This is a genomic window from Desulfomicrobium escambiense DSM 10707, assembly GCF_000428825.1.
Lineage (GTDB): Bacteria > Desulfobacterota > Desulfovibrionia > Desulfovibrionales > Desulfomicrobiaceae > Desulfomicrobium > Desulfomicrobium escambiense.
In genome coordinates this window covers 13798-40050 of record NZ_AUAR01000013.1, presented here as the reverse complement: position 1 = coordinate 40050, position 26253 = coordinate 13798, and the positions used below count along the sequence as shown (strand labels likewise).

Below are 26253 nucleotides of genomic sequence, written 5' to 3'. Positions count from 1 at the left end.
GCGTGTTTAGAGATTTTGGCTCAGCTCCCGCACCGCCTTGCAGGCCGTGGCGATGGCCAGGCCCGCGCCGCACTTCATACGCATCCAGTCCTGGTGGGCCAGGATGGCCCCGGCGGCGTGGAGGCGCGGGTGGAATGGCCGTCCGTCGGCGCCGAGGGGCCGCAGGGCGGCGTCGGTTTCAAGCCCTGACTGGTTGATCTCGTGGCCGCGCGGGTCGAAGAACTCGGCCCTGTGCCAGTCCTCCCGCTTTTCGGGTTGGCGCACGGGCAGGTCGAACACGGCCTCGCGCACGGCGTGCCGGTCGGCCTTGAGCCCCTTTCCGAAGAAGCGGCCGCTGGCCAGGACGGCGCCCCGCGCGGCGATGCGCACCGCCGTGGAGCCGCTGCCAGCCGTAAAATGAAACATTTCGCCGGACACCTCGGCGGCGCTGACGAGCTTCTGCGTGTACGTCCGCACCCCCAGGGCGGGCAAGCCCCGATCGAAGGCCGCGCGCAGGCGGGGCCCGGCGATGGACGGCGGCAGGGTGGGGATCTCGAAGACCCGGCGCCCCAGCAGTTCCTCCATGTGCCGGACCACGGCCATGGTGTCGGTCATGCCGAAGATGGCCGGGAACCCGACGAAGCGCGCGTCTCCCAGCAGCGGCCGGACGGCCTCGGCCAGTTCGATCCGCCTGGCCTGGTCGGCCATGCTCCAGGCCATGTGTTCGGGATACAGCTCGCCCCCCATGCCGGGGAAGCGGACGCGGGCCGTGCGCAGCCCCGGCCAGTCCGCGCGCACCTCGGCGATCTGCCGGGCCGAGATGCCCTTGAGGCCGTGAAAGTCGACCAGCAGGGTTGGAGCCTTGGCCTCCAGCGCCTCCACCCCGCCCCAAGCGGAGCAGGGCAGCAGGTACGTGGGCTTGACGGTGCCGGCCGAGGTCAGGGCCAGGGTGTTGCGCCCTGGGCGGCCGGTGTAGCAAAGGCCATTCTCTTCGAGAAATCCGGTGAACTCCTCCAGGGCGGCCGCAATCTCGTCGTCGGCCACATGGGCATAGGGGTGCAGCGGCAGGTCCCGGCGCAGGGCGACCAGGGCGGCGAAGGGGTCCTCCCAGACGCGCTGCTCGGCCACGGGGTGCACAGCCAGGAGATCGATGAAGCCCGTGCTGAAGTCGATGCCGCCCGTGCCGCCGGCCTGGACCACGGACAGCCCCCGCTTTGCGGCGAACAGGCTGGCCGCCATGCCGGCGAAGCCCGAGCCGATGACCATGACATCATATGTTTTCATGCCGGCTCCTTGGCGACCGGCGCGCAGGCGCCATCGTCGTCACGGGTGGAGGGGGGCGGCCCGAACTCGAGGTCCATGGAGCCGCAATACAGGGCCTCCTGCAGGTCGGCCTGCATCAGCGGCACGCCCCACAGGATGGGCGAAAAGCCCCGCCAGCGGCGTTCGGTGAACGTTTTCAGCTCGGCCAGCCCCTGCATCCCGGCGACCATGCCCCGGTCGTAGAGGTGGCCGGTCACGCGCTGGCCGCAGAACCCGCCCTGGCAGGGGCCCTTGCCCACGCGGCTGCGCATGCCGATGGCCTTGAGCATGGAGCGGCCGCGCATGGCCCCGGCCTCGTCGATGATGGAATCGATGACCCCGCGCGAGACCATCTCGCACTCGCACAGCACCAGGTCGTCCTCGGTGCGGCTGTCGACCCAGGCCCGTGGGCCCTTGCCGGGCTCGGTCCACTGGCCCAGAGTCGAGGCGGGCAGGGGTTCCGTCCTTGTCAGGCAGGGAGCCGCGACGCCCAGCTTGGCGCAGGCCAGGTCCGCGGCCTTCTCGGCCATGAGGCGGTAGGTGGTCAGCTTGCCGCCGGTGATGGTGATGAAATTTTCGAGACCGTCGGCAGCGTGGTCCACGAGGGCGAAGCCGCGGCTCACGGCGCGGTCGTCGCCGGCCGGGCCAAGGGAGACTAGGGGCCGCACCCCGGCGTAGGCGCGGATGTAGCGCGTGCGATCGAGGATGGGCAGCATGGCCCGGGCGTCGTCGATGATCCGGTCGGCCTCGGTCACGCTCGGGCGGCAGCCGTCGGGCGAGGCCACGCGGATGGAGGTCGTGCCGAGAATGGAGACCGTGCCGCCGGGCACGAGGATGTCGGCGTCGGACGGGCGTCGCAGGCGGTTGATGACGCGCGTGGCGATGCGGTCCTGGGTGATCAGCAGGCTCCCCATGGAGAAGAGCATGCCGATGCGCGCCCCGGCCAGGGACGCCACGCGCGCGGCCCAGGCCCCGGCGGCGTTCAGCACCAGGTCGGCCTCGATGCGCACATCCTCGCCCGTGGTGATGTCCCGGCACAGCACGCGCACGATGCGCCCGTTCTCGACCTCCATGGACCGCGCGGCCAGGTTGCGGCGCATGGAGTTGCCCAGGCTCAGGGCCTGGGCGATGTTGTCCAGGGAAAGCATGAAGGGGTCCACGGCACCGTCCTGCACGGCAAAGGCAGCCACGAGGTCCGGGGAGAGGGCGGGCTCCATGACCCGGGCCGTGCCCAGGTCGAGGCCGCGGCAGGGCACGGAGCTTGCGGCGCAGAGGCCGGGAAAATCGGCCACGTAGCGCTCGTCGTCGCCCCGCACGGCCACGAAGAGGCCGCCCGTGTCCTCGATGCACTGCGGCGCCAGACGGCGCAAGATGTCGCCTTCCTCGCGACATTCCTCGGCCGCCTCCCGGTCCGAGGCCACGTAGCGCGCGCCGCTGTGCAGCAGCCCATGGTTGCCTCCCGACGCCCCGGAATTGACGTCGCGCTGTTCGATGAGCAGGGCCGGCACCCCGCGCAGGGCGAGGTCGCGCAGCAGTCCCGCGCCCGTGGCGCCGGCGCCGATGATCAGGACGCGGGTGTGGAGGGTGGTCATGCTTTCCCCGGTTGGCGTGAAACGCCGCAAAAGAATGAATGAAAGCGAACAAAGCGAACAGAAAAGCCCGTCGACCAGCCGCCTCCGCAACCCGGACAAATCCTGCTGGTCATCAGCGTAAAGCCGTGCTAGAGGCATTCGTGGGCCGATTTTGACCCCGTTGCGGCGCCTTGTAGCACACGCTTCCGGACTCTGCCAGATTTATTTTCTCAAAACGACATTTCTTTTATTTTTTTGTTCGAAATCGAAAGGAGTTGTCATGACCGAAGCATTTGGCCCCGAGGAGCAGGATACCGGCGCCCGGCACGTCACCGTCCGTCAGCGGCACGCCGAGATGATCCGCATGGTCCGGGAGACGGGCTTCGCCACCATCCAGTCCCTGGCCGAGCACTTCGGCATCACCCCGCAGTCCGTGCGCCGCGACATCAACACCCTGAGCGCCAAGGGCCTGCTGCAGCGCTACCACGGCGGGGCGGGCCCCTGCCTGAGCACCGAGAACATGGACTACCTGGACCGCAAGGTCCTCTGCCTGGCCGAGAAGAAGGTCATCGGCCGCATGGTGGCCGAGGCCATCCCCAACAAGTCATCCCTGTTCATCAACATAGGCACGACCACCGAGGAGGTGGCCCGGGCCCTGGGCGGCCACAAGAATCTGCGGGTCATCACCAACAGCCTGAACGTCGCCACCATCCTGACCGGCAATCCCGAGGTCGAGATCATCGTCGCTGGCGGCCTGATCCGCCACCACGACGGCGGCATTGTCGGCGAGGCGGCCATCGATTTCATCCGCCAGTTCAAAGTCGACTTCGGCATCATTGGCATCAGCGGCATCGACATGGACGGCACTCTCCTGGACTTCGACTACCGCGAGGTCCGCGCCGCCCGGGCCATCATGGAGAACTCCCGCCAGGTCTTCCTGGTCACCGACCACACCAAGTTCGGCCGCAACGCCATGGTCCGTCTGGGCAACATCGACGAGATCGACGCCCTGTTCACGGACCAGGCCCCGCCGGCCAGCGTCCAGGAGCAGATGCGCCGCGGCGACGTCGAGTTGTATGTGGGCGGGGAGGGCGAATCGGAAAGCTGAGCATTTCCGAAAAAAATAGGTTAGCTGACCAATTTTCATTTTCAGTTGAGAAAATTTATTTCGTCTGCTACAGGCTAGCGAACATGACGCCGGGCGATCGCGCCCGCCGTCCCATCCCGCCTTACGGAGGAGCCGCATGGGGCTTCAGCTTGATTCCATCGACCGCATCGTCGACGGCGAAACGCACCTCAAGGACGTTTCCCTCAATTTCGAGTCCGGCCAGCGCTATGTGCTGCTTGGCCGCACCCAGGCCGGCAAGACGTCGCTTTTGCGCATCATGGCCGGCCTGGACCGTCCCACGCGGGGCAAGGTCATCGCCGACGGCCGGGACGTGACCGGGGAGTCCGTGCGCCGCCGCAGCGTGGCCATGGTCTACCAGCAGTTCATCAACTACCCCTCCCAGACCGTCTTCGACAACATCGCCTCGCCCCTGCGCATCGCCGGGACCCCCAAGGCCGAGATCGAGAAACGCGTCCTGGAGACGGCCCGCATGCTCCATCTGGAGCCGCTGCTCTCGCGCCTGCCGGCCGAGCTCTCGGGCGGCCAGCAGCAGCGCACGGCCATCGCCCGGGCCCTGGTCAAGGAGGCCCACCTCCTGCTCCTGGACGAACCCCTGGTCAACCTCGACTACAAGCTGCGCGAGGAGCTGCGCGACGAACTGCAGCAGATCTTCGGCCAGCGAGACTCCGTCGTCGTCTACACCACGACGGAGCCCACCGAGGCCCTCATGCTCGGCGGCAACATCATCGTCATGCACGAGGGCAGGGTGCTGCAGACCGGACCCACGAGCGAGGTCTACGACAATCCGGCCACGACCAAGGTGGCCGAGGTCTTCAGCGACCCGCCCATCAATTTCATCACCGCCGAGATCGACACGGCGGGGGCCCACTTGCGTATCGGCATCGACCTGCCCCTGACGGGGCACCTCGCGGGACTCACGCCCGGCACGTACAAGTTCGGCATCCGCTCCCACCATTTCAACCTGGCCCGCAAGACCGAAGGGGACGTGGAGATCAGGACCGTGGTCGAGCTGGCCGAGATCAACGGCTCCGAGACCTTCGTCCATTTCCACTACCGCAACCGCTCCCTGGTCCTGCAGGAGCAGGGCGTGCGGTCCTTCAAGGTGGGTCAGGAGGTGTCCGTCTTCGTGCGGCCCTGCGACGTCTACGTCTTCGGGGAGGACGAGAGGCTGGTCAAATCCCCGTCATCAACCTGCTCCGCCTGAGCGAGGCTTTTCATGGCTGAAATCATACTCGAGAACATGGCCCACAGCTACCGGGCCAACCCCAGGGGCGACGAGGACTTCGCCCTGAAGCGGCTGCATACGGTCTGGGAGGACGGCGGGGCGTACGCGCTGCTCGGCTCCAGCGGCTGCGGCAAGACGACCATGCTGAACATCATCTCGGGCCTCTTGACCCCCAGTCAGGGCAGGGTGCTCTTCGACGGCAGGGACGTCACGACTCTGCCGCCCGAGAAGCGCAACATCGCCCAGGTCTTCCAGTTCCCGGTGCTCTACGACACCATGACGGTCTTCGACAATCTGGCCTTCCCCCTGCGCAACCGCAAGGTGGAGGAGGGCGAGGTCAGAAGCCGCGTGCACGAGATCGCCGAACTTCTGGACCTCGCTCCGGTGCTCGGCAAGCGCGCCAGCGGTCTGGCCGCCGACGCCAAGCAGAAGATTTCCCTGGGGCGCGGCCTGGTGCGCAAGGACGTGGCCGCCATCCTCTTCGACGAGCCCCTGACCGTCATCGATCCGCACCTCAAATGGCAGCTGCGCCGCAAGCTGAAGGAAATCCATCAGCAGTTCAAGCTGACGCTGATCTACGTGACCCACGACCAGACCGAGGCCATGACCTTCGCCGACAAGATCGCCATCATGTACGACGGGTCGCTGCTGCAGATGGGCGCGCCCGACGAGCTCTTCGACGAGCCGGCGCACACCTTCGTGGGCTACTTCATCGGCAGCCCCGGCATGAACCTGCTGCCCTGCACCCTGGAGGGCGGGGACGCGGTCCTGGACTGCGGACGCATCCGCCTGGACCCGGCCGTGGCCGCCAAGGCGGGGGCGGGTGAATTCCAGATCGGCATCAGACCCCTGTACCTGGAACTTTCAGAATCGGAAAAGCCGGGCGCCCTGGCCGGGCGGGTCGTGGCCGTGGAAAACGAGGGCAGCACCCGCATCGTGACCGTGGTGTCCGGCTGCGCGCGCCTCAAGGCCCGCGTGGCCGAGGGCCGCACCGTCCCGTCCGACGCGTGCTGGGCGGTCTTTCCGCCGGAGCGGACCAAGCTTTTTCGCGACCAGGTCCTGGTCAAGTAGGAGGAAGGCGTGGATAAATGGGAAAACAACCGGGCCTGGTTTCTGATCCTGCCCGTCTTCGTCATCGTGGCCTTCAGCGCCGTGGTGCCGCTCATGACCGTGGTCAACTACTCGGTCCAGGACATCCTGGGTCCGGGTCAGCGCATCTTCGTCGGCGCGGAGTGGTTCCGCGACATGCTGACCAACCCGCGCCTGCACGACGCCCTGGTCAAGCAGCTCATCTTCTCGGGACTGGTGCTCCTGATCGAGATCCCGCTGGGCATCGGCATCGCCCTGACCATGCCGGCCAAGGGCTGGACGGCCTCGGCCTGCCTCGTGCTCCTGGCCCTGCCGCTGCTCATCCCCTGGAACGTCATCGGCACCATCTGGATCATCTTCACCCGGCCGGACATCGGCCTCTTCGGCGCCACCATAAACGGTCTGGGCCTTCCCTTCGACCATACGGCCAACCCCCTGGACGCCTGGATCACGGTCATGCTCATGGAGGTCTGGCACTGGACGCCGCTGGTCGTCCTGCTGGCCTACGCCGGCCTGCGCTCCATCCCCGACGCCTACTACCAGGCGGCCAAGATCGACGGCGCCAGCCGCTGGGCCGTGTTCCGCTTCATCCAACTTCCCAAGATGCGCGGCGTGCTGACCATCGCCGTGCTGCTGCGGTTCATGGACAGCTTCCTGATCTACGCCGAGCCCTTCGTCCTCACGGGCGGCGGCCCCGGCAACGCCACGACCTTCCTATCCATCTACCTGGTCAAGCTGTCCACGGCCATGGACCTCGGACCGGCCGCGGCCTTCTCCATCATCTACTTCCTCATCGTCCTGCTGTTCTGCTGGCTGTTCTATCAGGCCCTGCAGGCCGTGGGCACGGGGGACAAGTCATGAGAAAACGCCATTTCGTCCTTGTCTTCTACCTAGTGGTGCTGCTCCTGCCCATCTACTGGATGCTCAACATGTCCCTGCGCACCAACGCGGACATCATGCGCTCCTTCCAGCTCTTTCCCCACGACATGACCCTGGAGAACTACGCCAAGATCTTCGCGGACCCGTCGTGGTACTCGGGCTACATCAACACCATGATCTACGTGTCCATCAACACGGTCATCTCCCTGGTCACGGCCCTGCCGGCGGCCTACGCCTTCTCGCGCTTCCGCTTCATCGGCGACAAGCACGTCTTCTTCTGGCTGCTGACCAACCGCATGGCCCCGCCGGCCGTCTTCCTGCTGCCGTTCTTCCAGCTCTATTCCACCTTCAACCTGATCGACACGCACATCGCCGTGGCCCTGGCCCACTGCCTGTTCAACGTGCCCCTGGCGGTCTGGATCCTGGAAGGGTTCATGTCCGGCGTGCCGCGCGAGATCGACGAGACGGCCTTCATCGACGGCTACAGCTTCCCGCGCTTCTTCCTGGCCGTCTTCATCCCGCTCATCCGGGCAGGGATCGGCGTGACGGCCTTCTTCTGCTTCATGTTCAGCTGGGTCGAGCTGCTCCTGGCCCGCACCCTGACCACCACCGTGGCCAAACCCATCGCCGCGACCATGACCCGCACGGTCAGCGCCTCGGGGCTGGACTGGGGCCTGCTGGCCGCGGCCGGCGTCCTGACCATCGTGCCCGGCGCCCTGGTCATCTGGTTTGTCCGCAACCACCTGGCCAAGGGCTTCGCCCTGGGCCGGGTCTAGGAGGGTGTCATGAATATCGGATGGATGGCCTGGACCCCGGTCACGGCCGCATTCTTCGTCTTCATCGCGCTCATGCTCGCCGGCATGACCGTGTGGCAGATCGTCTCCCCGAGCATCGCCCGCCGGGGCTTCCTGCCCATCGTCACCACCCGCGGGGACCGTCTGTTCATAAGCCTTCTGGGCAGCGCCTACATCCATCTGGCCTGGCTGGGCCTGACGGATCTGGCCGTCTGGATCGCAACTGTGATATCCGTCGCCTTTCTCGTCACCGTCATGCGCTGGGGCTGAGATCAGGGCACCTGCGCGGTGTCCGGGAAAGGAACGGAAGCGGTGTTTGGGGGTTTGTTGGTATAACTGCAACTGGAGGTCCGTATGCAAGTTCGACGTGTTCTTTTGACCGGGATGCTCATGGTGGCATTCCTGGGCGTCACCAGCCTTGGCTTCGCCGATGAGGCGGCCCAGAAGGCGGCGGCGAAAAAATGGATCGACGAGGAGTTCCAGCCTTCCACGCTCAGCAAGGACGAGCAGATGAAGGAAATGGAATGGTTCATGAAAGCGGCCGCGCCCCTGAAGGGCCTGGAAATCAAGGTCGTCTCCGAAACCATCCCGACCCACGAGTACGAATCCAAGACTTTGGCCAAGGCCTTCTATGACATCACCGGCATCAAGGTCACCCACGACCTGATCCAGGAAGGCGACGTCATCGAAAAGCTGCAGGTCCAGATGCAGTCCGGCGAGAACGTTTTCGACGGCTACGTCAACGACTCCGACCTCATCGGCACCCATTTCCGCTACGGCCAGGTCGTCAACCTGACGGACTGGATGGCCGGAGAAGGCAAGGACGTGACCCTGCCGACCCTGGACATCGACGACTTCATGGGCAAGTCCTTCACCACCGCCCCCGACGGCAAGCTCTATCAGCTGCCCGACCAGCAGTTCGCGAACCTGTACTGGTTCCGTTACGACTGGTTCCAGCGCCCCGAACTCAAGGCCAAGTTCAAGGCCAAATATGGCTACGAACTGGGCGTGCCGGTCAACTGGTCGGCCTATGAGGACATCGCCGAATTCTTCACCAACGACGTGAAGGAAATCGACGGCAAGGCCGTCTACGGCCACATGGACTACGGCAAGAAGGCCCCGGATCTGGGCTGGCGTTTCACCGACGCCTGGCTGTCCATGGCCGGTGCCGGCGACAAGGGCATCCCCAACGGCCTGCCCGTGGACGAGTGGGGCATCCGCGTAGAAGGTTGCCGTCCGGTCGGCGCCAGCGTGTCCCGCGGTGGCGCCGCCAACGGCCCGGCCGCCAAGTACGCCTTGCGCAAGTACATGGACTGGCTGCGCCTCTACGCACCTCCCGGCGCCCTGGGCATGGACTTCTACCAGTCCCTGCCGAGCCTGGCCAAGGGCAACGTGGCCCAGCAGATCTTCTGGTACACCGCCTTCACCTCTTCCGTGGTCGAACCCGGCATCCCCGTCGTGAATGAAGACGGCACGCCCAAGTGGCGCATGGCCCCGTCCCCCCACGGCCCCTACTGGGAAGAGGGACAGAAGCTCGGCTACCAGGACTGCGGTTCCTGGACCCTGCTGAAGTCCACCCCGGTCGACCGCCGCAAGGCAGCCTGGCTCTACGCCCAGTTCTGCGTGGCCAAGTCCACGTCCCTGAAGAAGGCCCACGTCGGTCTGAACCCCGTGCGCGACTCCGACATCCGCCACGCCTCCTTCACCGAACGCGCCCCGAAGCTCGGCGGCCTGGTGGAGTTCTACCGCAGCCCGGCCCGCGTGGCCTGGACGCCCACCGGCACCAACGTGCCCGACTACCCGAAACTGGCCCAGCTGTGGTGGCAGAACATCGGTGAAGCCGTGTCCGGCGAAGTCACCCCCGAAACCGCCATGGACAACCTGGCCGCCGAGCAGGACAAGATCCTGGAGCGTCTGGAGCGCGCGGGCGTGCAGGGCGAATGCGGTCCCAAGCTGAACGAGCCCAGGGACGAGAAGTACTGGCTCGACCAGCCCGGCGCCCCCAAGCCCAAACTGGCCAACGAGAAGCCCAAGGGTGAGACCGTCGACTACGACAAGCTCATCGAAGCCTGGAAGGCCGGCAAGGTCAAATAGGTTTCGGACAACCGTCACATGCGAGGGAGCGTCTTCGGGCGCTCCCTTTTTTGTTGGCGTGCTGGGGGGTTGGCATGTATGGGAGAGGATCGCCGCCTTCGGCATCGTTGCGGCGGATTCATCCGGGCAGGGGAGGGCATCATGACATATTCGGCCATCGCGGAGATCCTGGTCATCGGCAACGAGATTCTCATCGGCGACATCCAGGACACCAACACCAGCTGGCTCTGCCGGCTGGTCAACTCGCGCGGCGGCCACGTTTCCCGCGGGACCATGCTGCGCGACGACCTGGACGTCATCGCCGCCGAGGTGCGGCTGGCCCTGGAGCGCGGTCCGGACGTCATCTTCACCTCCGGTGGTCTCGGGCCCACGGCCGACGACCTGAGCCTGGCCGCCGTGGCCAAGGGAGCCGGACTGCCCCTGCGGCCGCATGAGGAGGCCCTGCGCATGGTCAGGGAGCAGTACGACCGTTTCCACGCCATGGGCATCATGGCGCAGGGCGGCCTCAACCCGGGGCGGGAAAAGATGGCCTGGCTGCCCGAAGGCGGACTGCCCCTGTACAATCCCGGCGGAACGGCGCCCGGGGTGCTGTTGCAGGTCAACCGGACGTCGATCATCTCCCTTCCTGGCGTGCCGTCGGAACTGAGGGGCATCATCGAGGCCTCCCTGCAGGACTTTCTGGACCGCACGTTCGGGGCCGGCGGATCACTGGCCAGGACGCTGCGCGTACGCTGCAACGACGAGTCCGTGCTGGAACCGGTCCTGGGCTGGGTGGTGCCGAGGCACCCGAAGGTCTACATCAAGTCACTGGCCACCACGGTTGGCGAAAGCCCGGAGCTGGATATCACCCTGACCGTCACCGGAGGCGGGGCGGGGGAGCGGGAGGGGCTGCTGGACGCGGCCTGCGCGGAGCTTAGCGAGGGGCTGGCCGGGCTCGGGATTGCGTACCGGGAAGTTCCGGCAGGGGGGAAGGGCACTGAAGCGGAAGGATGAACGAACGGGGCGCTTTCGATTCGGTATCGAACGGTCATGACCCTCCGGATTTGAGGCAGCAATGAAGACATGGATTCCCGCCTGCGCGGGAATGACTCCGTTACAAGCCTTACGCCTCTGCCATTTGCACCATGCTGACGACCGGAAAATATGCGACCATTCGCCTCGCCTCGAAGTCATTCCCGCGCAGGCGGGAATCCATCCCCATGCGCCCTATGTACCCGCCCTCAGTAGTGGTATGTCCTGTTGGCCAGGATGGTCATGGCCCGGAAAAGCTGTTCGTAGAGCACCACCTGGGCCAGTTCGTGGGGCATGGTCATGGGGCTCAGGCTCAGCAGGCAGTCGGCCCGCGCGAGGAGCTCCTGCGAAAGGCCCAAAGCTCCTCCGATGACGAAGCAGCATTCCCCTTGGGGGTTCTCGAACAGGGGACGCACGAACGCTGCAAATTCTCTGGAATTCATGAGTTTCCCTGTCTCGTGCAAGGCCACCGTGGTGTCGCGGGCACCAATTTTTTCCAGAATGCGCGCCGATTCGGCCCGCTTCCTGTCCTCGCCCTCCGCCCCCGGGCAGTCCTTGACCGCGACGGCGTCGATGCGCACCATGGGGCCGAGCATTTTCGCGTAGTGCCCGATGGCCTCAACCCAGTATTTCTTTTTGATTTTTCCGACGCAGACAATTTTGATTCGGTACATGTTTCACCTGAGTTCCCGAGCAAATAGGATCAATCCCTGACAAGAGCAGGCGTCCGGAGGGATTGATTTTGAATGAAATCAAGGGCAATGATACATCGTTGCCAGTATTTCCGCTCCGTGATCGCCAGGACCAGGGTTCACGGTCACTTCAGCCACGGTCTTTGGAGGTGTCGCATGAGCAGCAAGCCAGGACAGGATGCAGGGGACGACTCGAGCCTGCTGATCGCCAGCGAAAACGAGGAGAAGCACTTCGTCCGCAAATCCTTCCGCGTGCCGATCCCGCAGGGGCTTGTCACCCTGGACCACGGCGGGCGGAAACACGCGGTCAAGGACCTCTCCATGTACGGGGTCGGCCTTGCCGTGACAAGCCCCGACGACTTCAGCGTCGGCGCAGTCCTGGAGAGCGTCCGGATCACCTTCCCCGACAAGACCTTTCTGGTCGACGTGCGGGTGGTGCACATTTCGGCCTACGAAGGCGACAGTCTCATCTGCGGGATGGAGATCATCCACACCCACGACTCCGGCTACATCGACTGGATGACGCGGGTCATATCCGAAATCAAGACATCGGTCCTGGGCGCTGTCGTGAAATCCTCCTGAATCGGGGACGCACATGAACGGACGAGCACATCCCGACATCCTCGGTGAATTGTTTCGGGGCGAACATGGCTCCGGGCCCGTAGCGGGCCTGGAGGAACTTGAAGCCCTCATCCGGGTCTGCCTGCCCAAGGCCGAACCCGGAACCAAGCCCAACGCCAAGCTTCTGCCCCTGAAACGCAAGCCCAACGCAACCAAGCGAAAAACCACCCATTACCTGCGCGAGGACGTCTTCGACGGCCTGACCCAGGCCAAGGACATCCTCCTGCGGCTCCTGCCCGACGGGTCGAAAGCCAAAGCGTCCAAGTCCAATCTGGTCAACCACGCGGTCAACCAACTGCTGCGGGAGATCGAGGAGAAAGGCCTCGATGGCCCCCTTGTCAAATCCATCCTTGGAAAAATTGAGTAACGGCGGAGGCTGTTCATGAAGGTGATCTGTCCGCAGTGCAGAAAAGAGCACAACGTCGATGAATCCAAAATCCCGGCCGGGGCCAAGGTCGCCCAGTGCCGGGCTTGCGGGCACCGTTTCCCGCTGTTCGAACCGGCTGCCGCCGAGCCGGAGAAACCCAAGGTCCGCAGGATCGGCGTGACCCTCAGCAAGGGCGGCGTGGGCAAGACCACCACGGCCGTCAGCCTGGCCGCCGGTCTCGCCCTGGCCGGATACAAGGTGCTTCTGGTCGATACGGACACCCAGGGGCAGGCTGCCTATGTCCTGGGCATGAAGCCCAAGGCGGGCCTGACGGAACTGGTCACGGGCGAACTTCCGCCCGAGGAGACCATCGTGCAGGCCCGGGAAAATCTCTGGCTCCTGGCCGGCGGACGCTCCCTCGCCGGCATCAAGCGCCTCATCGACCGCAAGGATTTCGGCGGCGAGCTGACCCTGGTCGAGGCCCTCGAACCCATCGAAAAGGATTACGACTACGTCATCGTCGATACCTCGCCGGGCTGGGACCCGCTGACGGTCAACGTGCTCTTCTACGTCTACGAACTCATCACGCCCGTGTCCCTGGAGGTCATGACCCTGCAGGGCCTCGTTGAGTTCCTGAAGAGCCTGTCGTCCATCCAGAAATACCGCGCCGACGTGACCCTGAACTACATCCTGCCGACATTCCTGGACAAGCGCATCAAGAATCCCGACGCCATCCTGGACAAGCTCAAGGACCTGTACGGCGAGTACGTGTGCACGCCGATCCGCTACAACGTGCGCCTGTCCGAGTCTCCGGCCTACGGCAAGACCATCTATGAGTACGCCCCCGGCTCCCACGGCTCCCAGGACTACCGCGACCTGGTGCGCAAGATAACCGGCCGCACGGACCTGTTCGCCTGAGGCTGTCCGCGCCCCGTGGCGACCAATCCCCGCGCATTTGCGTGCGCGGGGATTTTTTCGTACCTAGCCGTCCCATGACGATGAATTTCCCCATGACTCTCGATTGCCCGCGAACGGAACGCCCGTGCCCAGAACGCTGATCATTGCCGAAAAACCCTCCGTGGCCCGCGAACTGGCCGCCGTGCTGGGCGTCAGGGGACGTGGCGAGGGCTGCTTGCAAGGGCCTGGGCACGTGGTCACCTGGGCAGTGGGGCATCTGGTCAACATCGCCGAGCCGGCGCAGCAGAACCCGGCCTGGGCAGGCCGCTGGGCCATGGGCCAGCTGCCCATGCTCCCGGCGCGCTTCACCCTGGGCATCCTGCCGTCCACGGCCAGCCAGTACGAAATCATCCGCCGCTACCTTCTGGACGACGACATCACCGAGGTCATCAACGCCACGGACGCAGGCCGCGAAGGGGAGCTCATCTTCCGGCGCATCTACCTTCTGGCCGGTAGCACCAAGCCCATCCGCCGCCTGTGGGCCAACGACATGACCGAGAAAGGCCTGCAGAAGGCCTTCGCCGGCCTCGTGGACGGCGAGCAGAAGCGCAACCTCGGGCACGCGGCCTTTGCCCGGGCCGAGGCCGACTGGCTGGTGGGCATGAACTTCTCCCGCCTCTTCACCCTGCGCGCCGGCAGCCTCATCACCGTGGGCCGGGTCCAAACGCCGGTCCTGAAGCTCCTGGTGGACCGGCGGCGCGAGATCGAGAATTTTGAGCCCAAGGATTACTGGACTGTGGAAGGGGACTTCGCCCAAGGCGAGACGACCTTCCGGGCAACCTGGTTCGCCCCGCCCGAGTTCAAGGACTCCAAGGTCTGGACCGAAGCGGAAGGGCGCGAGGTGGTGGAGGCCTGCGCCGGGGGCAGGGGAGAGGTGCTGGCCATGGAGAAGAAGAAGGGCCGCCAGAAGCCGCCGCTGCTCTTCGACCTGACCACGCTGCAGAAGGAGGCCAACTCCCGCCTGAACCTTTCGGCCCAGCAGACCCTGACCATCGCCCAGGACCTGTACGAGAAGAAGAAGGTCATCACCTATCCGCGCACCGACTCCAGACACCTGACCAAGGAGCTTTTCGCCGAGTGTCTGGAGAACCTGCGGGCCGTGTACGGGCATTTCCCGGAGATTTCGAGCAAGGCTGCGGCCAACATCAAGGGCGGCAAGAAGAAGTTCGAGTGCGTCAACGACGGCAAGGTCACGGACCACCACGCCATCATCCCGACGACGGTCAAGGCCAACCGCGCGGGCATGGGCGCGGACGAGTGGGCCGTGTACGAGATGATCTGCCGGCGCTTCGCCGCGGCCTTCATGGACGATGCCGTGTTCGACGCCTCGACCCTGTGGATCGGCGTGAACGGGCACCGCTTCCGCGCCACGGGCAAGATCTTCCGCGACCGCGGCTGGCTCGAGGCCGAGCCCTGGAGGGCCTCCGAGGACAACCCCCTGCCGGACCTGAAGAAGGGCGGGGCGGTAGACGTGGTGGAACTGACTCTGGCGGCGCACAAGACCAAGCCCCCGGCGCACTTCACCGACGCGACCCTGCTGGCGGCCATGGAAACGGCCGGCAAGCTCGTGGAGGACGAGGAACTGCGCGAGGCCATGAAGGAGAGGGGGCTAGGCACTCCGGCCACTCGCGCCCAAATCATTGAAACGTTGCTTGCGCGGGAATATATCGCCAAGGACGGCAAGCGCCTCGTGGCCTCGGACCTGGGGTGCTGGGCCGTGGACGTGGTCTGCGCCATGATCCCCCAGGTGGCCTCGCCGGAGCTGACGGGCGAGTGGGAGAAGCGCCTCAAGGAGATGGAGCAGGGCAGTTATGCCTATGGGGTATTCATGCGCCAGGTGCGGGACATGGTCGCCGGTGGGGTGAGTCTGGTCAAGGGCAGCTCCGCGCGTCCGCCGCGCTGCCCCGTCGCCCCGCAACGAAACGCACGCAGCAAGGAGGTGGCCTCGTGAACACCATTCTCGTCGTGGACTCCGACGGCAAGGCCCTGACGGCCGCCCACCGCAGGTTGCGCAGGAATTTCGAGACGCACATCGCCCTGGGAGCGCGCTCGGGGCTGCAGCGGCTTGTGGAAGAGGGTCCGTACGCGGCGGTCATCGCCGAATTCTCCATGGCGGACATGGACGGGATCGAGTTTCTGGCGCGCGTGCGCACCGTGAGCCCCCAGACTTCAAGAATCCTGCTCAGCCGAACGTCCATGGGAGTGGCCGACCTGTTGCGCGCGGTCAACGAGGCAGGCGTCTTTCACGTCCTGCCCGCCTCGTGCGACGATCAACCGCTGCTGGACGCCGTGGGCAAGGGTGTCCGGCAATACGAGGAAATGTGGACATCCTCGCGCGACATGCGGGACACCTGCGCCCTTTTTGCCAAGGCCGTGCACGAGATCGTGTGCTGGCTGCGCGCCGACCTGCGCGATCTGCTGAGCTCCGTACTGCCGCTCCTGCGCGGGCTATGCCAGCGGCTCAACGACCCGGATCCGGTGCTGACGGAGACGGCATTCCTCGCCTCCGTCGTAGGTTTCATCGCCCTGCCGGCACAGACGCTGGATGCGGTCGTCTCCGGACGGGAACTGGGCGACGCCCAGAAGCTCGCCTTCGCAGGGCATCCTGAGCACGCGGTGGAACTGCTGCGCCATATCCCCAAGATGCGGGACGTGGCCGAGATCCTGCGCGGATATTCCAATTTTCTGCACCTGAGCCTCATGCCGGCTTCCGACGATGCGACGGACATGCCGGACATGCCCTGCGGTTCCCCCATCCTGGCCCTGGTCATGGAATACCGGATGTCCCTGTTCGAAAATCTCCCCACAGCGGCATTCATGGAGCGCATGCGCGAGCGGGGCCTGTACGCCAGTTCCATGCTCCAGGCCCTCGAGGCGCAGATCGCGGCCAGCGATCAGGCCGAAACGCCGGTCGGCCTGGAGGCGCTGCAACCAGGCATGGTCCTGGCCCGGCCCGTGACCGGGACACGCGACGGCAAAAGCATGGTCCTGGCGCCCGAAGGCTACGAACTGTCCCGCACGACCATCCTCTTCATCCGCCAGACCGCCCGCAACGGCCATGTGGACGAACCGGTCATGGTCAAGGGCGGCGGCACGCCCCGGAACACGGACCAGACGGAAAGCTGAAGGCGACTCGCACCACGGTCATTGGACAGCGTTCTTCGAGGGCTCGAGGACGGGCCGCCGCTATGAAGCCCGGACAGAAAAAAGCCCGGCCGGCGCAAAGTTGCGCCGCACCGGGCCGACCTGGACCGCGTCCATTTCAGTCCATAAAGTCCAACACGTCAGTGCAAGAACCCGGGCAACCTTATTCTTCAAGCAAGTAGTTGAAACGCTTGAGATTTGAATACGTCCACTCCAGAATCTTGCGCATCTCGGCCGGCACGGCCTCGGGATGGACCTGCCCCTGATACTGGTTCAGGTAATAGGTCAACGCGCCGGCATCCTCCTGATAAACAAGAACTATCGAATAAATCGAGGCGATTTCCGGGCGGTCAGGGAATTCCGGCTGGCTCATGATGTGCAGGACGAACTTCTTTTTCTCCGACGCGGTCAGCTCGAAAAGCCTGCTGGCGATGACTTCCTCCTTGAGCTTGAACGACAGGAGCGTGCCGCTCTGGTCCGAGCCGCGGGACTGGATGTCCAGGGGGAACTTGCCGATGGCGCCGGACGGAGGCGCGGTTTCAGGTGTCTGTGCGGGCTTGGAGATGTTCAGCGTCGAATTGTCTGCGGACTGAGCCCAGGCACAGCCAGCCAGGCCGACGAGACACAATGTGATCAGCAAAGTCAGGACGCGCTTCATGTGAATATCCTCATGTTGATGGAAAAGCCGCAACGGCCGGCCAGTGAGCTTCGCAGCGCGAAAGCTGCGGCGCAGGCAAAGAGAACAGTACCAAAAGAGCGGTGCCTTCGGCAATGGCGCGGGATTGCTGAACCTTCACGATTATTAAAGTTAACATAATTTTCATTATGGGACTAAAAAAAAGGCGCGCGAGAATGGTGGACTGGATGGACCTTATGGACGGGATGGACAAAATGGAGCCGCCCTGATGGACATGCGGCGCCTGTAAAAAGAAAAGCCCGGCCCGGCGCATTGCTGCGCCGACCGGGCTGACTGAGGGCTCGTCCATTTCAGTCCATACGGTCCATGCCGTCCATAACGTCCACAACAACCACAAAGCCGGTCATTTTCCTTCTTTCTTCTCCCAATCCTTGAGAAACGCGGCAATCCCCTTGTCCGTCAGGGGGTGGCTCAAGAGTTGGCTCAGGATCTTGAACGGCACCGTGGCAATGTGCGCGCCGGCCAGGGCCGCATCCAGGACGTGCAGCGGATGGCGGACGCTTGCGGCGATGACGCGGGTGGAAAAGCCGTAGTTGGCGTAGACCGTCAGGATCTGCTGCACGAGTTCCATGCCGTCCTGGCCCACGTCGTCGAGGCGCCCGAGGAACGGGCTGACGTAGGCCGCGCCGGCCTTGGCGGCCAGCAGCGCCTGGGCCGCGGAAAAGACCAGGGTCACGTTGGTCTCGATGTCCATGGATTTGAGGATGCGCACGGCCTTGAGCCCTTCGCCCGTCATGGGCACCTTGACCACGACGTTGGGTCCGTACTGCATGAGATCCCGGGCCTCGCGGACCATGCCCTCGGCGTCCAGGGCGATGACTTCGAGGCTGACGGGCCCCGACACCAGGCGGCAGATCTCGGTTGCGATCTCGCGCCAGTCGGACGCCTCCTTCGACATGAGCGACGGGTTCGTGGTCACGCCGTCCACCAGGCCCATGTCCATGGCCGCCCGGATCTCGTCCAGGTTGGCGGTGTCGATGAAGAACTGCATGGTTCCCCCTTATTCCTTGATCATTTTCAGGTACTTGTCCCGGCATTCATAGCTGCAGAAACACCTGACCTGCCCCCCTTCCTTGATCCGGATGTCCGAATCCTTGGAAACGTACGTGCCGCAGACGGGATCCTTGACCAGCACCCCTTCCTTAGCCAGCTGCTCGTCATTGTTCTTCTTGACTTCGACCTTCTTCTTACGGTCGTTGGTCAGCAACTTGTACAGGATGAAGCAGGCGGCGGCGATCACGAGAAACTTGAGCATCATTCACCTCGAAATGGTTTGGAGGGCTGGCGGATGATGTCCCCCTCGACGGAGTACGTAAGCCGCGACAGCCACTGTGATGGGCTTGCGTCCCGGATGCGAAGGTCCGGGGCGAGATGCATGAGCGGGACGAGCACGAAGGCCCTCTCGCACATGCGCGGATGCGGGATCTGCAGCCGGTCCGACAGCCATTCGCAGCCGTCCAGAAGCAGAATGTCGATGTCGATGACGCGCGGTCCCCAGACCACCGTGCGCACCCTTCCCATGGCGTCCTCGACGCCGGATGTGGCGTCCAGGAGCGTTTCGGGCGTCCAGGCGCCCTCCAAACGGACGTGGGCCGCGCAGTTGGCGAACCAAGCCTGATCCGTCAGGCCCTGGGGCTCCGTTCGGAAGATCGGGGACACGGCCTCCACGGTCAGGCCCGGGATGGCGCCAAGAAGTTCCAGTGCGCGGCGCAGGTTGGCGGGCCCGTCGCCCATGTTCGAGCCCAGGCCGAGATAGGCTTGGGTGACCGTGTGGTGTGGCATAGCCCGAAAAAGCTACCTTTTTCATCTTGTGCAGGCAAGGGGGCAGATGTACCTTGGCGGAAATGCACGACGAAATCGACGCCTACCTCCAACACCTGACCGTCATCCGCGGCCTGTCCGAAAAAACCGTCGAGGCCTACGGCTCGGACCTGCTCTTCTTCCGCGATTTCATGACGGAACTGGGCGGGAGCCTCGATTCCGTGGACGAGCACACCCTCTTCCTCTACCTCGTGCACCTGCGGCGCAAGGGCCTCAAAAACACCTCCCTGGCCCGCAACCTGTCGAGCCTGCGGGGCTTCTTCGACCATCTCGTGCAGGAGCGCGTCCTGACGGGCAGCCCGGCCGCCCTGCTGGACAGTCCCAAACTCTCGCGCAAGCTGCCCGACGTCCTGTCCCGCGACGAGGTCACGGCGCTTCTGGCGCGGCCCGACACCTCGGACCGCCTGGGCTTCCGCGACCGGACCATGCTCGAACTCCTCTACGCCTGCGGTCTGCGCGTGTCCGAACTGGTGGCCATGACGGCCCAGGACTTCGACCCCCAGACCGGACTGATGCGCGTCCTGGGCAAGGGCAGCAAGGAGCGCTTCGTGCCCCTGCACGACGGAGCCATAGGTTTTCTCCTGGACTACCTGCGCCGCTGGCGCCCCCTCTTCGGCCCCAAGTGCGACGAGGCCTTCCTGAACCGCTCGGGCCTGGGCCTCTCGCGCCAGGGCGTGTGGAAGATGATCCGCCGCTACGCCCTGGAGGCCGGCATCGCGCGCACCGTGTCACCCCACACCCTGCGCCACTCCTTCGCAACGCATCTCCTCGAAGGCGGGGCCGACCTGCGCACCGTGCAGATCCTGCTGGGGCACAGCGACATCATGGCCACGGAAATCTACACCCACGTGCAGTCGGCGCGCATGATCGCCCTGCACCGCAAATTCCACCCACGGGCCTGAGATGAGTCATCCGACAACGGTCATCACCTGCCACGCCAACGCCGACTTCGACGCCCTGGCCGCCATGATCGCCGTAAGCAAGCTCTACCCCGGCGCGGCCCTGGTCTTCCCGGGCACCCAGGAGAGCTCCCTTAAGGATTACTTCATCCAGAGCGCCATGTACCTCTTCAATTTCACGACGCTCAAGGACATCGACCCGGCCCTGATCCGCAAGCTCGTCGTGGTGGACACCCGCCAGCGCTCGCGCCTGGTCCACGTGGAGCCCCTCTTCGCCGTGCCGGGCCTGGAGATCCACATCTACGATCACCACCCGCCCGACGACGAAGGCCTGCGCGGCGTCGTGGACGTGTACCTGCCCTGGGGCGCAACCACATCCATCATCGTTGACATGCTCAAGGCCAAAGGCCTGACCGTGGACGCCGACGAGGCCACCATCCTGGGCCTGGGGATTTTCGAGGACACGGGCGGCTTCACCTTCAAGTCCACCACGGAGCACGACTTCGAGGCCGCGGCTTGGCTGCGGACCATGGGCATGGACCTCGACGTCGTCCGCGACATCATGAGCCGCGAGCTGTCCACGGAACAGGTGGCCATCCTCTCGGAACTCATCGAGTCGGCCGCGACCCATACCATAAACGGCGTGGACATCGTGCTGACCGAGGTCTCCCTGGAGTCCTACGTCGGCGACTTCGCCCTGCTGACCCACAAGCTCATGGACATGGAGAACATCCGCGTCCTCTTCGCCATCGGCCGCATGGGCGACCGCATCCAGCTCGTGGCCCGCAGCAAGGCCCCGGAGGTGGACGTGGGCGTGGTCTGCGCCTCCTTCGGCGGCGGCGGCCACGCCTACGCCGCGTCGGCCTCCATCAAGGATCGCACGATATCTCAAGTAAGGGATGAACTTTTCGCGCTGCTCTACTCCCACATCAATCCGCAGCTCGTGGTCAGGGATTTCATGTCCGCGCCCGTGGTGCGCATCGAGGCCGCGCAGACCGTGGCCCAGGCCGCGGAGGTCATGACCCGCTACGGCCTCAAGGCCCTGCCCGTGGTCGAGTTCGGGGACCAGGTCTGCGGCATCATCGAGGGCAGCCTGGCGGAGAAGGCCGTGGGGCACGGCCTGGGTTCCGAACGCGTCACGGAGTACATGCTCGAGGACTTCCAGGCCGTGTCCGAGGACCAGGACCTCTACCAGGTCATGGAGATCATCCTCGGACGTCGCCAGCGCCTGGTGCCGGTCCTGCGCGATCACGCCATGGTCGGGGTCATCACGCGCACCGACCTCATCAATTTGATGGTCCAGGAGCCGGCCCGCATCCCCGAGTCCCTCCTCTCGGACAAGCGCCAGGAGAAGAGCATCCGCCACGTGCTGTCCGAACGGCTGCCGCGAGCCACCGTCGCGCTGCTGCAGCTGGCCGGGCAGACGGCCCAGGACATGGGCGTGGAGGTCTACGCCGTGGGAGGCTTCGTGCGCGACATGCTGCTGGGCATCCCCAACGACGACATCGATCTGGTGGTGGAGGGCGACGGCGTGGCCTTCGCCCACGCCCTGGGCGAACGGCTCCAGGCCCGGGTGCGGCCGCACCTCAAGTTCCGCACGGCCGTGCTCATCCTGCCATCGGGCCAGAAGATCGACGTGGCCACGGCCCGCCTGGAATACTACGAATACCCGGCCGCCCTGCCCATCGTGGAGCTATCGTCCCTGAAGATGGACCTCTACCGCCGCGACTTCTCCATCAACACCCTGGCCGTGCACCTCTGCCCGCCGACCTTCGGCCGGCTGGTGGACTTCTTCGGCGGCCAGCAGGACATCAAGGACGGCATCATCCGCGTCCTGCACTCGCTGTCCTTCGTCGAGGACCCGACGCGCATCATCCGCGCCATCCGCTTCGAGCAGCGCTTCCAGTTCAAGATCGGCAGCCAGACCGAGCGGCTCATCAAGAACGCCGTGCGCCTCAACATCTTCCAGCGGCTCTCGGGGGCGCGCATCCGCCACGAACTGCGGCTCCTGGCCGAGGACAGCGCGCCCGTGGACGCCCTGGTGCGCATGCGCGACCTGGGCCTGCTGCAGGAGATCAGCCCCCTGCTCCACTTCCCCCAGACCAAGGAAGCCCTGCTGGAGGAGATTGAGAAGGTCATCACGTGGTACAAGCTCCTGTTTCGCCGCGAGGCTCCGGACATCTGGATCGTCTACTTCCTGGGGCTGGTCTCGGGCTTCGACGCCCACCAGGTCCTGGCCCTGACGGCGCGCCTGCAGTTCCCGCCGCGTCGCGTGGAACTGGTCGAGTCCACGCGCCGGCAGCTGCGCTTCACGGCCATGCAGCTGGCCCAGTGGGCCAGAAACCAAGGGCGGCCGGCGGACCTTTACGAGATCCTCGCCCCGCTCTCCCTGGAGGGGCTGCTCTACACCATGGCCCGGCAGCGCAAGGAAGAGCTGCGCAAGGCTGTGTCCCAGTACCTGACCCATCTGCAGGACGTGCAGATCGCCGTCTCAGGCCGCGACATCGCCGCCCTGGGCCTGCCGCCGGGCCCCCACTACTCCACCATCCTGCGCGCCGTGAAGTGCGCGGTGCTCAACGCCGAAGTCGCGACGCGCGAGGAGCAGCTGGCCCTGGCGCAGCGCCTGGCCAATTCCCTGGCTGGGGAAGCGCGCGACGCCGCAGCACTTTCTTGACCGGAGGGTGGCAATTCTTTAACAATTTTTTGTCGTTTTGGTCCGTGGGACTCTTTTTACGGAAATCATCAACCTGGTTTGGAGGACGTATGCGCACTCGGATTGCTCTTGCTCTGCTGGCTCTTTTCCTGATGGCCGGTAACGCCCTGGCCAAGGATGTCGTCTTCGCGGTGGACGCGACCTATCCGCCCATGGAAATGGTCGACGCCAACAAGAACATCGTCGGCTTCGGTCCCGAAATCGTGGCCGCCATCGGCAAGGCCGCCGGCTTCAATCCCGTCCTGAAGAACACCGCCTGGGACGGCATCTTCGCGGGTCTGGCCTCCGGCAAGTACGACGCCATCGCCTCCTCGGTGTCCATCACCGACGAACGCAAGCAGACCATGGACTTCACGGACCCCTACTTTGAAGTGAAGCAGGGCGTCGTGACCGCCAAGGACGCGGCCATCAAGACCGTTGAAGACCTGAAGGGCAAGACCATCGCCTCCCAGATGGGCACCACCGGCTACTTCGTGTGCAAGAAGATCGAAGGCGCCACCGCCAAGTCCTACGACGAGATCGGCCTGGCCGTGGAAGACCTCTACAACGGCCGCCTGGACGCCGTCATCGCCGACGACGCCGTGGCCTCCAACTACGCCCTGCAGCACGAGCAGTATTCCCAGAAACTGACCCTGGCCTTCCTCATCGCCCCCGAAAAGCCCGAATACCTGGGCTTCGCCGTGAACAAGGGCAACAAGGAGATCGCCGACCTGATCAACAAGGGCCTGGCCGCCATCAAGGCGAACGGCGAGTATGACAAGATCTACGCCAAATGGTTCGGATCCAAATAGCATGAGCCATGGCGAACCGGGAATTCCCCGGTTCGCCATTTTTTTCACCCGACCCCGACAAGGCCTGTCATGAACCAACATTTCCACAAGAAAGCCGTCAAGATCGACATCGGCGACGGCGCCGCCATTCCCGTCAAGAAAGACGCAGGGCTGTTCACGGCCTGGTGGATGACCTTCTTCGGCGCCATCGCCGTCATCGTCTACCTCTGCGTGACCCAGCCCGAACCCTACTGGAGGGTGCTCAAATTTCTGCCCGACGGCGTGTACGTGACCTTCCAGGTCACCATCCTGTCCATCCTCCTGTCCCTGGTCCTGGGGCTCGTCACCGGACTGGGACGCCTGTCCCGGAACAAGGTCGTCAACCTGATCGCGTCCACCTACGTCGAGATCATCCGCGGCATCCCGCTCTTGGTGCAGCTTTTCTACATCTACTACGCCCTGGGCCGCCTGGAATTCTTCAAGGACCTGCCGCCCATGGCCGCGGCCGTGGCCGCCATGGGCATCTGCTACGGGGCCTACATGGGCGAGGTCTTCCGCGCCGGCATCGACTCCATCGACAAGGGGCAGTCCGAGGCGTCGCGCTCCCTGGGCTTCAACCGCGCCCAGACCATGATGTACGTCATCCTGCCCCAGGCCTGGCGGACCATCCTCCCGCCCGTGGGCAACGAGTTCATCGCCCTGCTGAAGGACAGCTCCCTGGTGTCCGTGCTGGCCGTGGCCGACCTCATGCGGCGCGGGCGCGAGTTCGCCAGCGAATCCTTCCTGTATTTCGAGGCCTACACCATGGTGGCCCTGGTCTACCTGGTCATCACGCTCTTCCTGTCCAAGGGCGTCAGCAAAATGGAGCAGAGGTTGAACTATTATGAACGGGATTAGGCCCATCATCGACATCAAGAACGTCTACAAGTTCTTCGGCCAGCTGCAGGCGCTGAACGACGTCAGCCTGTCCATCAATCCGGGCGAGAAGGTCGTCATCATCGGTCCCAGCGGCTCGGGCAAGTCCACCCTGCTGCGTTCCATCAACCGCCTTGAGACCATCGACAGCGGCAGCATCGTCGTCGACGGCAAGGACGTGAGCGCCGCGGGCAGCGACATCAACCTGATCCGCCAGGAACTGGGCATGGTCTTCCAGAGCTTCAACCTCTTCCCGCACAAGACGGTCATGGGCAACCTGACCATGGCGCCCATGAAGCTCAAGAAGGTGCCGGAGCTGGAAGCCAAGAAGCGGGCCCTGGCCCTCCTGGACAAGGTCGGCATCAAGGACAAGGCCGAGGTCTACCCGTCCATGCTCTCGGGCGGGCAGCAGCAGCGCGTGGCCATTGCCCGCGCCCTGGCCATGAACCCCAAGATCATGCTCTTCGACGAGCCCACCTCGGCCCTGGACCCCGAGATGATCGGCGAGGTCCTGGACGTCATGGTCACCCTGGCCCGCGAGGGCATGACCATGGTCGTGGTCACCCACGAGATGGGCTTCGCCCGCGAGGTGGCCGACCGCGTCATCTTCATGGACCACGGCCAGATCGTCGAGACGGGCACGCCCGAGCACTTCTTCACCAACCCGGAACATCCGCGCACCCAGAAGTTCCTCAGCCAGATCCTGTAGCCATGAAGACAATCCACGCGCCCTGGCGCATCGACTACATCCTGGGCCCCAAGCCCGACACCTGCGTCTTCTGCCTGCCCGAAGGCACGCACGAGGACGAAAAGCGCTGCGTGCTGCACCGCGCCGAGCACTGTTTTGTGATCATGAACATCTTCCCGTACTCCAACGGGCATCTCATGGTCACGCCCTTCAGGCACGTCAGCAACATCACGGAGCTGACCGCCGAGGAAAGCCACGAAGTCATGGACTATGTACAAAAGTGCGCTTTTATCCTACAACAAGCTTTCAAGCCGCACGGCCTGAACATCGGCGTGAACATCGGCGAGGCCGCCGGCGCCGGGATCAGGGAGCACCTGCACGTGCACCTCGTCCCCCGCTGGAACGGAGACCACTCCTTCATGGCCGTCATGTCCGAAACGAGCGTTCTTCCCGAGCACCTGCGCTCGACGTACGAGCGCCTGAAACCATATTTCGACAACCTTCAACGGTAGAGGTACCTCGGATGCGTTATCTCAAAGTGTTGGGCCTGGTGGCTCTCTTCTTCTTCTCCATGCTGTTCTTCGTCCAGAACCACGACATTCTGGTCCAGGAACTGGCGCTGGAGCTCAAGGTTTTCGGCCTTCACTACACGACCGAAGCCGTACCCTTCTATCTGGTCATCCTCATGGCCTTCGTGGTTGGCGCCCTGCTGTGCACCCTGTACTTCTTCCTGGAACGCGTGCGCCTGTCCAAGCAGGCCCGCCAGCTGAAAAAGCAGGTCGACGCCCTGGAGCGCGAAGCCGCCTCCCTGCGCCCCAAGACCGTGGAAGAGCCGTACACCACGGCGGAATCGACCGAGAACATCCAGAACTGATCTCTCCGTCGCAAGACCTTCC

General features: G+C 64.6%; 28 protein-coding genes. 20 read left to right on the top strand and 8 right to left on the bottom strand.

Annotated elements, in window-relative coordinates:
* Positions 1–6 precede the first annotated feature (6 nt).
* Together glpB and glpA are read right to left on the bottom strand one after the other, a co-directional pair.
* Positions 7–1263, bottom strand: coding sequence for a glycerol-3-phosphate dehydrogenase subunit GlpB (glpB, locus tag G394_RS0111275; RefSeq protein WP_028577745.1), 1257 nt, complete (start codon positions 1261–1263; stop codon positions 7–9).
* A complete protein-coding gene (glpA, locus tag G394_RS18930; RefSeq protein WP_051307131.1) occupies positions 1260–2873 on the bottom strand; it encodes an anaerobic glycerol-3-phosphate dehydrogenase subunit A in 1614 nt (537 codons plus the stop codon). The genes glpB and glpA overlap by 4 nt, the downstream gene beginning before the upstream one ends.
* Before the next feature lie 259 nt (positions 2874–3132).
* On the opposite strand from glpA, the gene G394_RS0111265 reads away from it, so the two are divergent.
* The 8 genes from G394_RS0111265 (at position 3133) to G394_RS18925 (ending at position 11055) form a co-directional block, all read left to right on the top strand.
* Complete coding sequence (locus tag G394_RS0111265) at positions 3133–3960, top strand: DeoR family transcriptional regulator (RefSeq protein ID WP_028577744.1); 828 nt, start codon at positions 3133–3135, stop codon at positions 3958–3960.
* Between the two features lie 136 nt (positions 3961–4096).
* The gene (locus G394_RS0111260) at positions 4097–5185 is read left to right on the top strand and encodes an ABC transporter ATP-binding protein (protein WP_028577743.1); all 1089 of its coding nucleotides are present in this window, start codon (positions 4097–4099) and stop codon (positions 5183–5185) included.
* A gap of 12 nt (positions 5186–5197) precedes the next feature.
* Positions 5198–6277 carry an ABC transporter ATP-binding protein gene (locus G394_RS0111255; RefSeq protein ID WP_028577742.1) on the top strand — a complete coding sequence of 360 codons (1080 nt, stop codon included), beginning with the start codon at positions 5198–5200 and terminating at the stop codon, positions 6275–6277.
* A gap of 9 nt (positions 6278–6286) precedes the next feature.
* Positions 6287–7156: a carbohydrate ABC transporter permease gene (locus G394_RS0111250; protein ID WP_028577741.1), complete on the top strand. Its 870-nt coding sequence runs from the start codon at positions 6287–6289 to the stop codon at positions 7154–7156.
* Positions 7153–7950 carry a carbohydrate ABC transporter permease gene (locus G394_RS0111245; RefSeq protein ID WP_028577740.1) on the top strand — a complete coding sequence of 266 codons (798 nt, stop codon included), beginning with the start codon at positions 7153–7155 and terminating at the stop codon, positions 7948–7950. The genes G394_RS0111250 and G394_RS0111245 overlap by 4 nt, the downstream gene beginning before the upstream one ends.
* 9 nt (positions 7951–7959) lie before the next feature.
* Positions 7960–8238: a DUF2160 domain-containing protein gene (locus tag G394_RS0111240; protein ID WP_156902588.1), complete on the top strand. Its 279-nt coding sequence runs from the start codon at positions 7960–7962 to the stop codon at positions 8236–8238.
* Positions 8239–8322: 84 nt separating this feature from the next.
* On the top strand, positions 8323–10062 hold the full coding sequence (locus G394_RS0111235; RefSeq protein ID WP_028577738.1) for an ABC transporter substrate-binding protein: 1740 nt from the start codon (positions 8323–8325) through the stop codon (positions 10060–10062).
* Positions 10063–10203: 141 nt separating this feature from the next.
* Positions 10204–11055, top strand: coding sequence for a competence/damage-inducible protein A (locus G394_RS18925; protein ID WP_051307130.1), 852 nt, complete (start codon positions 10204–10206; stop codon positions 11053–11055).
* A gap of 227 nt (positions 11056–11282) precedes the next feature.
* On the opposite strand, the gene G394_RS0111220 is transcribed toward G394_RS18925, so the two are convergent.
* Complete coding sequence (locus tag G394_RS0111220) at positions 11283–11747, bottom strand: 23S rRNA (pseudouridine(1915)-N(3))-methyltransferase RlmH (RefSeq protein WP_028577737.1); 465 nt, start codon at positions 11745–11747, stop codon at positions 11283–11285.
* A 174-nt stretch (positions 11748–11921) separates the two neighbouring features.
* Between G394_RS0111220 and G394_RS0111215 the strand changes: the two genes are divergently transcribed.
* The 5 genes from G394_RS0111215 to G394_RS0111195 all read left to right on the top strand — a co-directional run bounded on the left by G394_RS0111215 (position 11922) and on the right by G394_RS0111195 (position 16836).
* Positions 11922–12347, top strand: a complete 426-nt coding sequence (locus tag G394_RS0111215) for a PilZ domain-containing protein (RefSeq protein WP_028577736.1) — start codon at positions 11922–11924, stop codon at positions 12345–12347.
* A gap of 13 nt (positions 12348–12360) precedes the next feature.
* Positions 12361–12753 carry a hypothetical protein gene (locus G394_RS0111210; RefSeq protein ID WP_156902587.1) on the top strand — a complete coding sequence of 131 codons (393 nt, stop codon included), beginning with the start codon at positions 12361–12363 and terminating at the stop codon, positions 12751–12753.
* Between the two features lie 15 nt (positions 12754–12768).
* Positions 12769–13671 carry an AAA family ATPase gene (locus G394_RS0111205; protein WP_028577734.1) on the top strand — a complete coding sequence of 301 codons (903 nt, stop codon included), beginning with the start codon at positions 12769–12771 and terminating at the stop codon, positions 13669–13671.
* A gap of 124 nt (positions 13672–13795) precedes the next feature.
* Complete coding sequence (locus tag G394_RS18920) at positions 13796–15661, top strand: DNA topoisomerase 3 (RefSeq protein ID WP_051307129.1); 1866 nt, start codon at positions 13796–13798, stop codon at positions 15659–15661.
* Positions 15658–16836, top strand: coding sequence for a response regulator (locus tag G394_RS0111195; RefSeq protein ID WP_028577733.1), 1179 nt, complete (start codon positions 15658–15660; stop codon positions 16834–16836). Before G394_RS18920 ends, G394_RS0111195 begins: the two co-directional genes overlap by 4 nt.
* Positions 16837–17017: 181 nt before the next feature.
* Here G394_RS0111195 and G394_RS20260 read toward each other — a convergent pair whose 3' ends face one another.
* The 5 genes from G394_RS20260 to folK are packed head-to-tail and all read right to left on the bottom strand — an operon-like array spanning position 17018 to position 19333.
* Entirely contained in the window at positions 17018–17512 is a 495-nt protein-coding gene (locus G394_RS20260) for a hypothetical protein (protein ID WP_028577732.1), read from the bottom strand.
* Between the two features lie 10 nt (positions 17513–17522).
* The gene (locus tag G394_RS0111185; RefSeq protein ID WP_028577731.1) at positions 17523–17840 is read right to left on the bottom strand and encodes a hypothetical protein; all 318 of its coding nucleotides are present in this window, start codon (positions 17838–17840) and stop codon (positions 17523–17525) included.
* A gap of 54 nt (positions 17841–17894) precedes the next feature.
* On the bottom strand, positions 17895–18542 hold the full coding sequence (gene fsa / locus G394_RS0111180; protein WP_028577730.1) for a fructose-6-phosphate aldolase: 648 nt from the start codon (positions 18540–18542) through the stop codon (positions 17895–17897).
* Positions 18543–18551: 9 nt separating this feature from the next.
* On the bottom strand, positions 18552–18806 hold the full coding sequence (locus tag G394_RS0111175; protein ID WP_028577729.1) for a transcriptional regulator: 255 nt from the start codon (positions 18804–18806) through the stop codon (positions 18552–18554).
* A complete protein-coding gene (folK, locus tag G394_RS18910) occupies positions 18806–19333 on the bottom strand; it encodes a 2-amino-4-hydroxy-6-hydroxymethyldihydropteridine diphosphokinase (RefSeq protein WP_043775615.1) in 528 nt (175 codons plus the stop codon). The genes G394_RS0111175 and folK overlap by 1 nt, the downstream gene beginning before the upstream one ends.
* A gap of 62 nt (positions 19334–19395) precedes the next feature.
* On the opposite strand from folK, the gene xerD reads away from it, so the two are divergent.
* The 7 genes from xerD (at position 19396) to G394_RS0111135 (ending at position 26231) form a co-directional block, all read left to right on the top strand.
* Entirely contained in the window at positions 19396–20274 is an 879-nt protein-coding gene (gene xerD / locus G394_RS0111165; protein ID WP_043775613.1) for a site-specific tyrosine recombinase XerD, read from the top strand.
* 1 nt (position 20275) lies between these two features.
* The gene (locus G394_RS0111160; protein ID WP_028577727.1) at positions 20276–22945 is read left to right on the top strand and encodes a CBS domain-containing protein; all 2670 of its coding nucleotides are present in this window, start codon (positions 20276–20278) and stop codon (positions 22943–22945) included.
* An 89-nt stretch (positions 22946–23034) separates the two neighbouring features.
* Positions 23035–23775 (top strand): basic amino acid ABC transporter substrate-binding protein, encoded by a 741-nt coding sequence (locus G394_RS0111155; protein ID WP_028577726.1) that lies wholly within the window; start codon positions 23035–23037, stop codon positions 23773–23775.
* Positions 23776–23844: 69 nt separating this feature from the next.
* On the top strand, positions 23845–24651 hold the full coding sequence (locus G394_RS0111150) for an amino acid ABC transporter permease (protein ID WP_028577725.1): 807 nt from the start codon (positions 23845–23847) through the stop codon (positions 24649–24651).
* Positions 24638–25378 carry an amino acid ABC transporter ATP-binding protein gene (locus G394_RS0111145; RefSeq protein WP_028577724.1) on the top strand — a complete coding sequence of 247 codons (741 nt, stop codon included), beginning with the start codon at positions 24638–24640 and terminating at the stop codon, positions 25376–25378. The genes G394_RS0111150 and G394_RS0111145 overlap by 14 nt, the downstream gene beginning before the upstream one ends.
* Before the next feature lie 2 nt (positions 25379–25380).
* Positions 25381–25869, top strand: coding sequence for an HIT family protein (locus tag G394_RS0111140; RefSeq protein ID WP_028577723.1), 489 nt, complete (start codon positions 25381–25383; stop codon positions 25867–25869).
* Positions 25870–25880: 11 nt separating this feature from the next.
* Positions 25881–26231 (top strand): LapA family protein, encoded by a 351-nt coding sequence (locus tag G394_RS0111135; protein ID WP_028577722.1) that lies wholly within the window; start codon positions 25881–25883, stop codon positions 26229–26231.
* Positions 26232–26253 lie beyond the last annotated feature (22 nt).

Excerpts from the sequence above, each read along its gene's own strand:
- glpB (WP_028577745.1), bottom strand. The coding sequence starts at position 1,263 with ATGAAAACATATGATGTCATGGTCATCGGCTCGGGCTTCGCCGGCATG.
- glpA (WP_051307131.1), bottom strand. The coding sequence starts at position 2,873 with ATGACCACCCTCCACACCCGCGTCCTGATCATCGGCGCCGGCGCCACG.
- G394_RS0111265 (WP_028577744.1), top strand. The coding sequence starts at position 3,133 with ATGACCGAAGCATTTGGCCCCGAGGAGCAGGATACCGGCGCCCGGCAC.
- G394_RS0111260 (WP_028577743.1), top strand. The coding sequence starts at position 4,097 with ATGGGGCTTCAGCTTGATTCCATCGACCGCATCGTCGACGGCGAAACG.
- G394_RS0111255 (WP_028577742.1), top strand. The coding sequence starts at position 5,198 with ATGGCTGAAATCATACTCGAGAACATGGCCCACAGCTACCGGGCCAAC.
- G394_RS0111245 (WP_028577740.1), top strand. The coding sequence starts at position 7,153 with ATGAGAAAACGCCATTTCGTCCTTGTCTTCTACCTAGTGGTGCTGCTC.
- G394_RS0111240 (WP_156902588.1), top strand. The coding sequence starts at position 7,960 with ATGAATATCGGATGGATGGCCTGGACCCCGGTCACGGCCGCATTCTTC.
- G394_RS0111235 (WP_028577738.1), top strand. The coding sequence starts at position 8,323 with ATGCAAGTTCGACGTGTTCTTTTGACCGGGATGCTCATGGTGGCATTC.
- G394_RS18925 (WP_051307130.1), top strand. The coding sequence starts at position 10,204 with ATGACATATTCGGCCATCGCGGAGATCCTGGTCATCGGCAACGAGATT.
- G394_RS0111220 (WP_028577737.1), bottom strand. The coding sequence starts at position 11,747 with ATGTACCGAATCAAAATTGTCTGCGTCGGAAAAATCAAAAAGAAATAC.
- G394_RS0111215 (WP_028577736.1), top strand. The coding sequence starts at position 11,922 with ATGAGCAGCAAGCCAGGACAGGATGCAGGGGACGACTCGAGCCTGCTG.
- G394_RS0111210 (WP_156902587.1), top strand. The coding sequence starts at position 12,361 with ATGAACGGACGAGCACATCCCGACATCCTCGGTGAATTGTTTCGGGGC.
- G394_RS0111205 (WP_028577734.1), top strand. The coding sequence starts at position 12,769 with ATGAAGGTGATCTGTCCGCAGTGCAGAAAAGAGCACAACGTCGATGAA.
- G394_RS20260 (WP_028577732.1), bottom strand. The coding sequence starts at position 17,512 with ATGAAGCGCGTCCTGACTTTGCTGATCACATTGTGTCTCGTCGGCCTG.
- G394_RS0111185 (WP_028577731.1), bottom strand. The coding sequence starts at position 17,840 with ATGGACGAGCCCTCAGTCAGCCCGGTCGGCGCAGCAATGCGCCGGGCC.
- fsa (WP_028577730.1), bottom strand. The coding sequence starts at position 18,542 with ATGCAGTTCTTCATCGACACCGCCAACCTGGACGAGATCCGGGCGGCC.
- G394_RS0111175 (WP_028577729.1), bottom strand. The coding sequence starts at position 18,806 with ATGCTCAAGTTTCTCGTGATCGCCGCCGCCTGCTTCATCCTGTACAAG.
- folK (WP_043775615.1), bottom strand. The coding sequence starts at position 19,333 with ATGCCACACCACACGGTCACCCAAGCCTATCTCGGCCTGGGCTCGAAC.
- xerD (WP_043775613.1), top strand. The coding sequence starts at position 19,396 with ATGCACGACGAAATCGACGCCTACCTCCAACACCTGACCGTCATCCGC.
- G394_RS0111160 (WP_028577727.1), top strand. The coding sequence starts at position 20,276 with ATGAGTCATCCGACAACGGTCATCACCTGCCACGCCAACGCCGACTTC.
- G394_RS0111155 (WP_028577726.1), top strand. The coding sequence starts at position 23,035 with ATGCGCACTCGGATTGCTCTTGCTCTGCTGGCTCTTTTCCTGATGGCC.
- G394_RS0111150 (WP_028577725.1), top strand. The coding sequence starts at position 23,845 with ATGAACCAACATTTCCACAAGAAAGCCGTCAAGATCGACATCGGCGAC.
- G394_RS0111145 (WP_028577724.1), top strand. The coding sequence starts at position 24,638 with ATGAACGGGATTAGGCCCATCATCGACATCAAGAACGTCTACAAGTTC.
- G394_RS0111140 (WP_028577723.1), top strand. The coding sequence starts at position 25,381 with ATGAAGACAATCCACGCGCCCTGGCGCATCGACTACATCCTGGGCCCC.
- G394_RS0111135 (WP_028577722.1), top strand. The coding sequence starts at position 25,881 with ATGCGTTATCTCAAAGTGTTGGGCCTGGTGGCTCTCTTCTTCTTCTCC.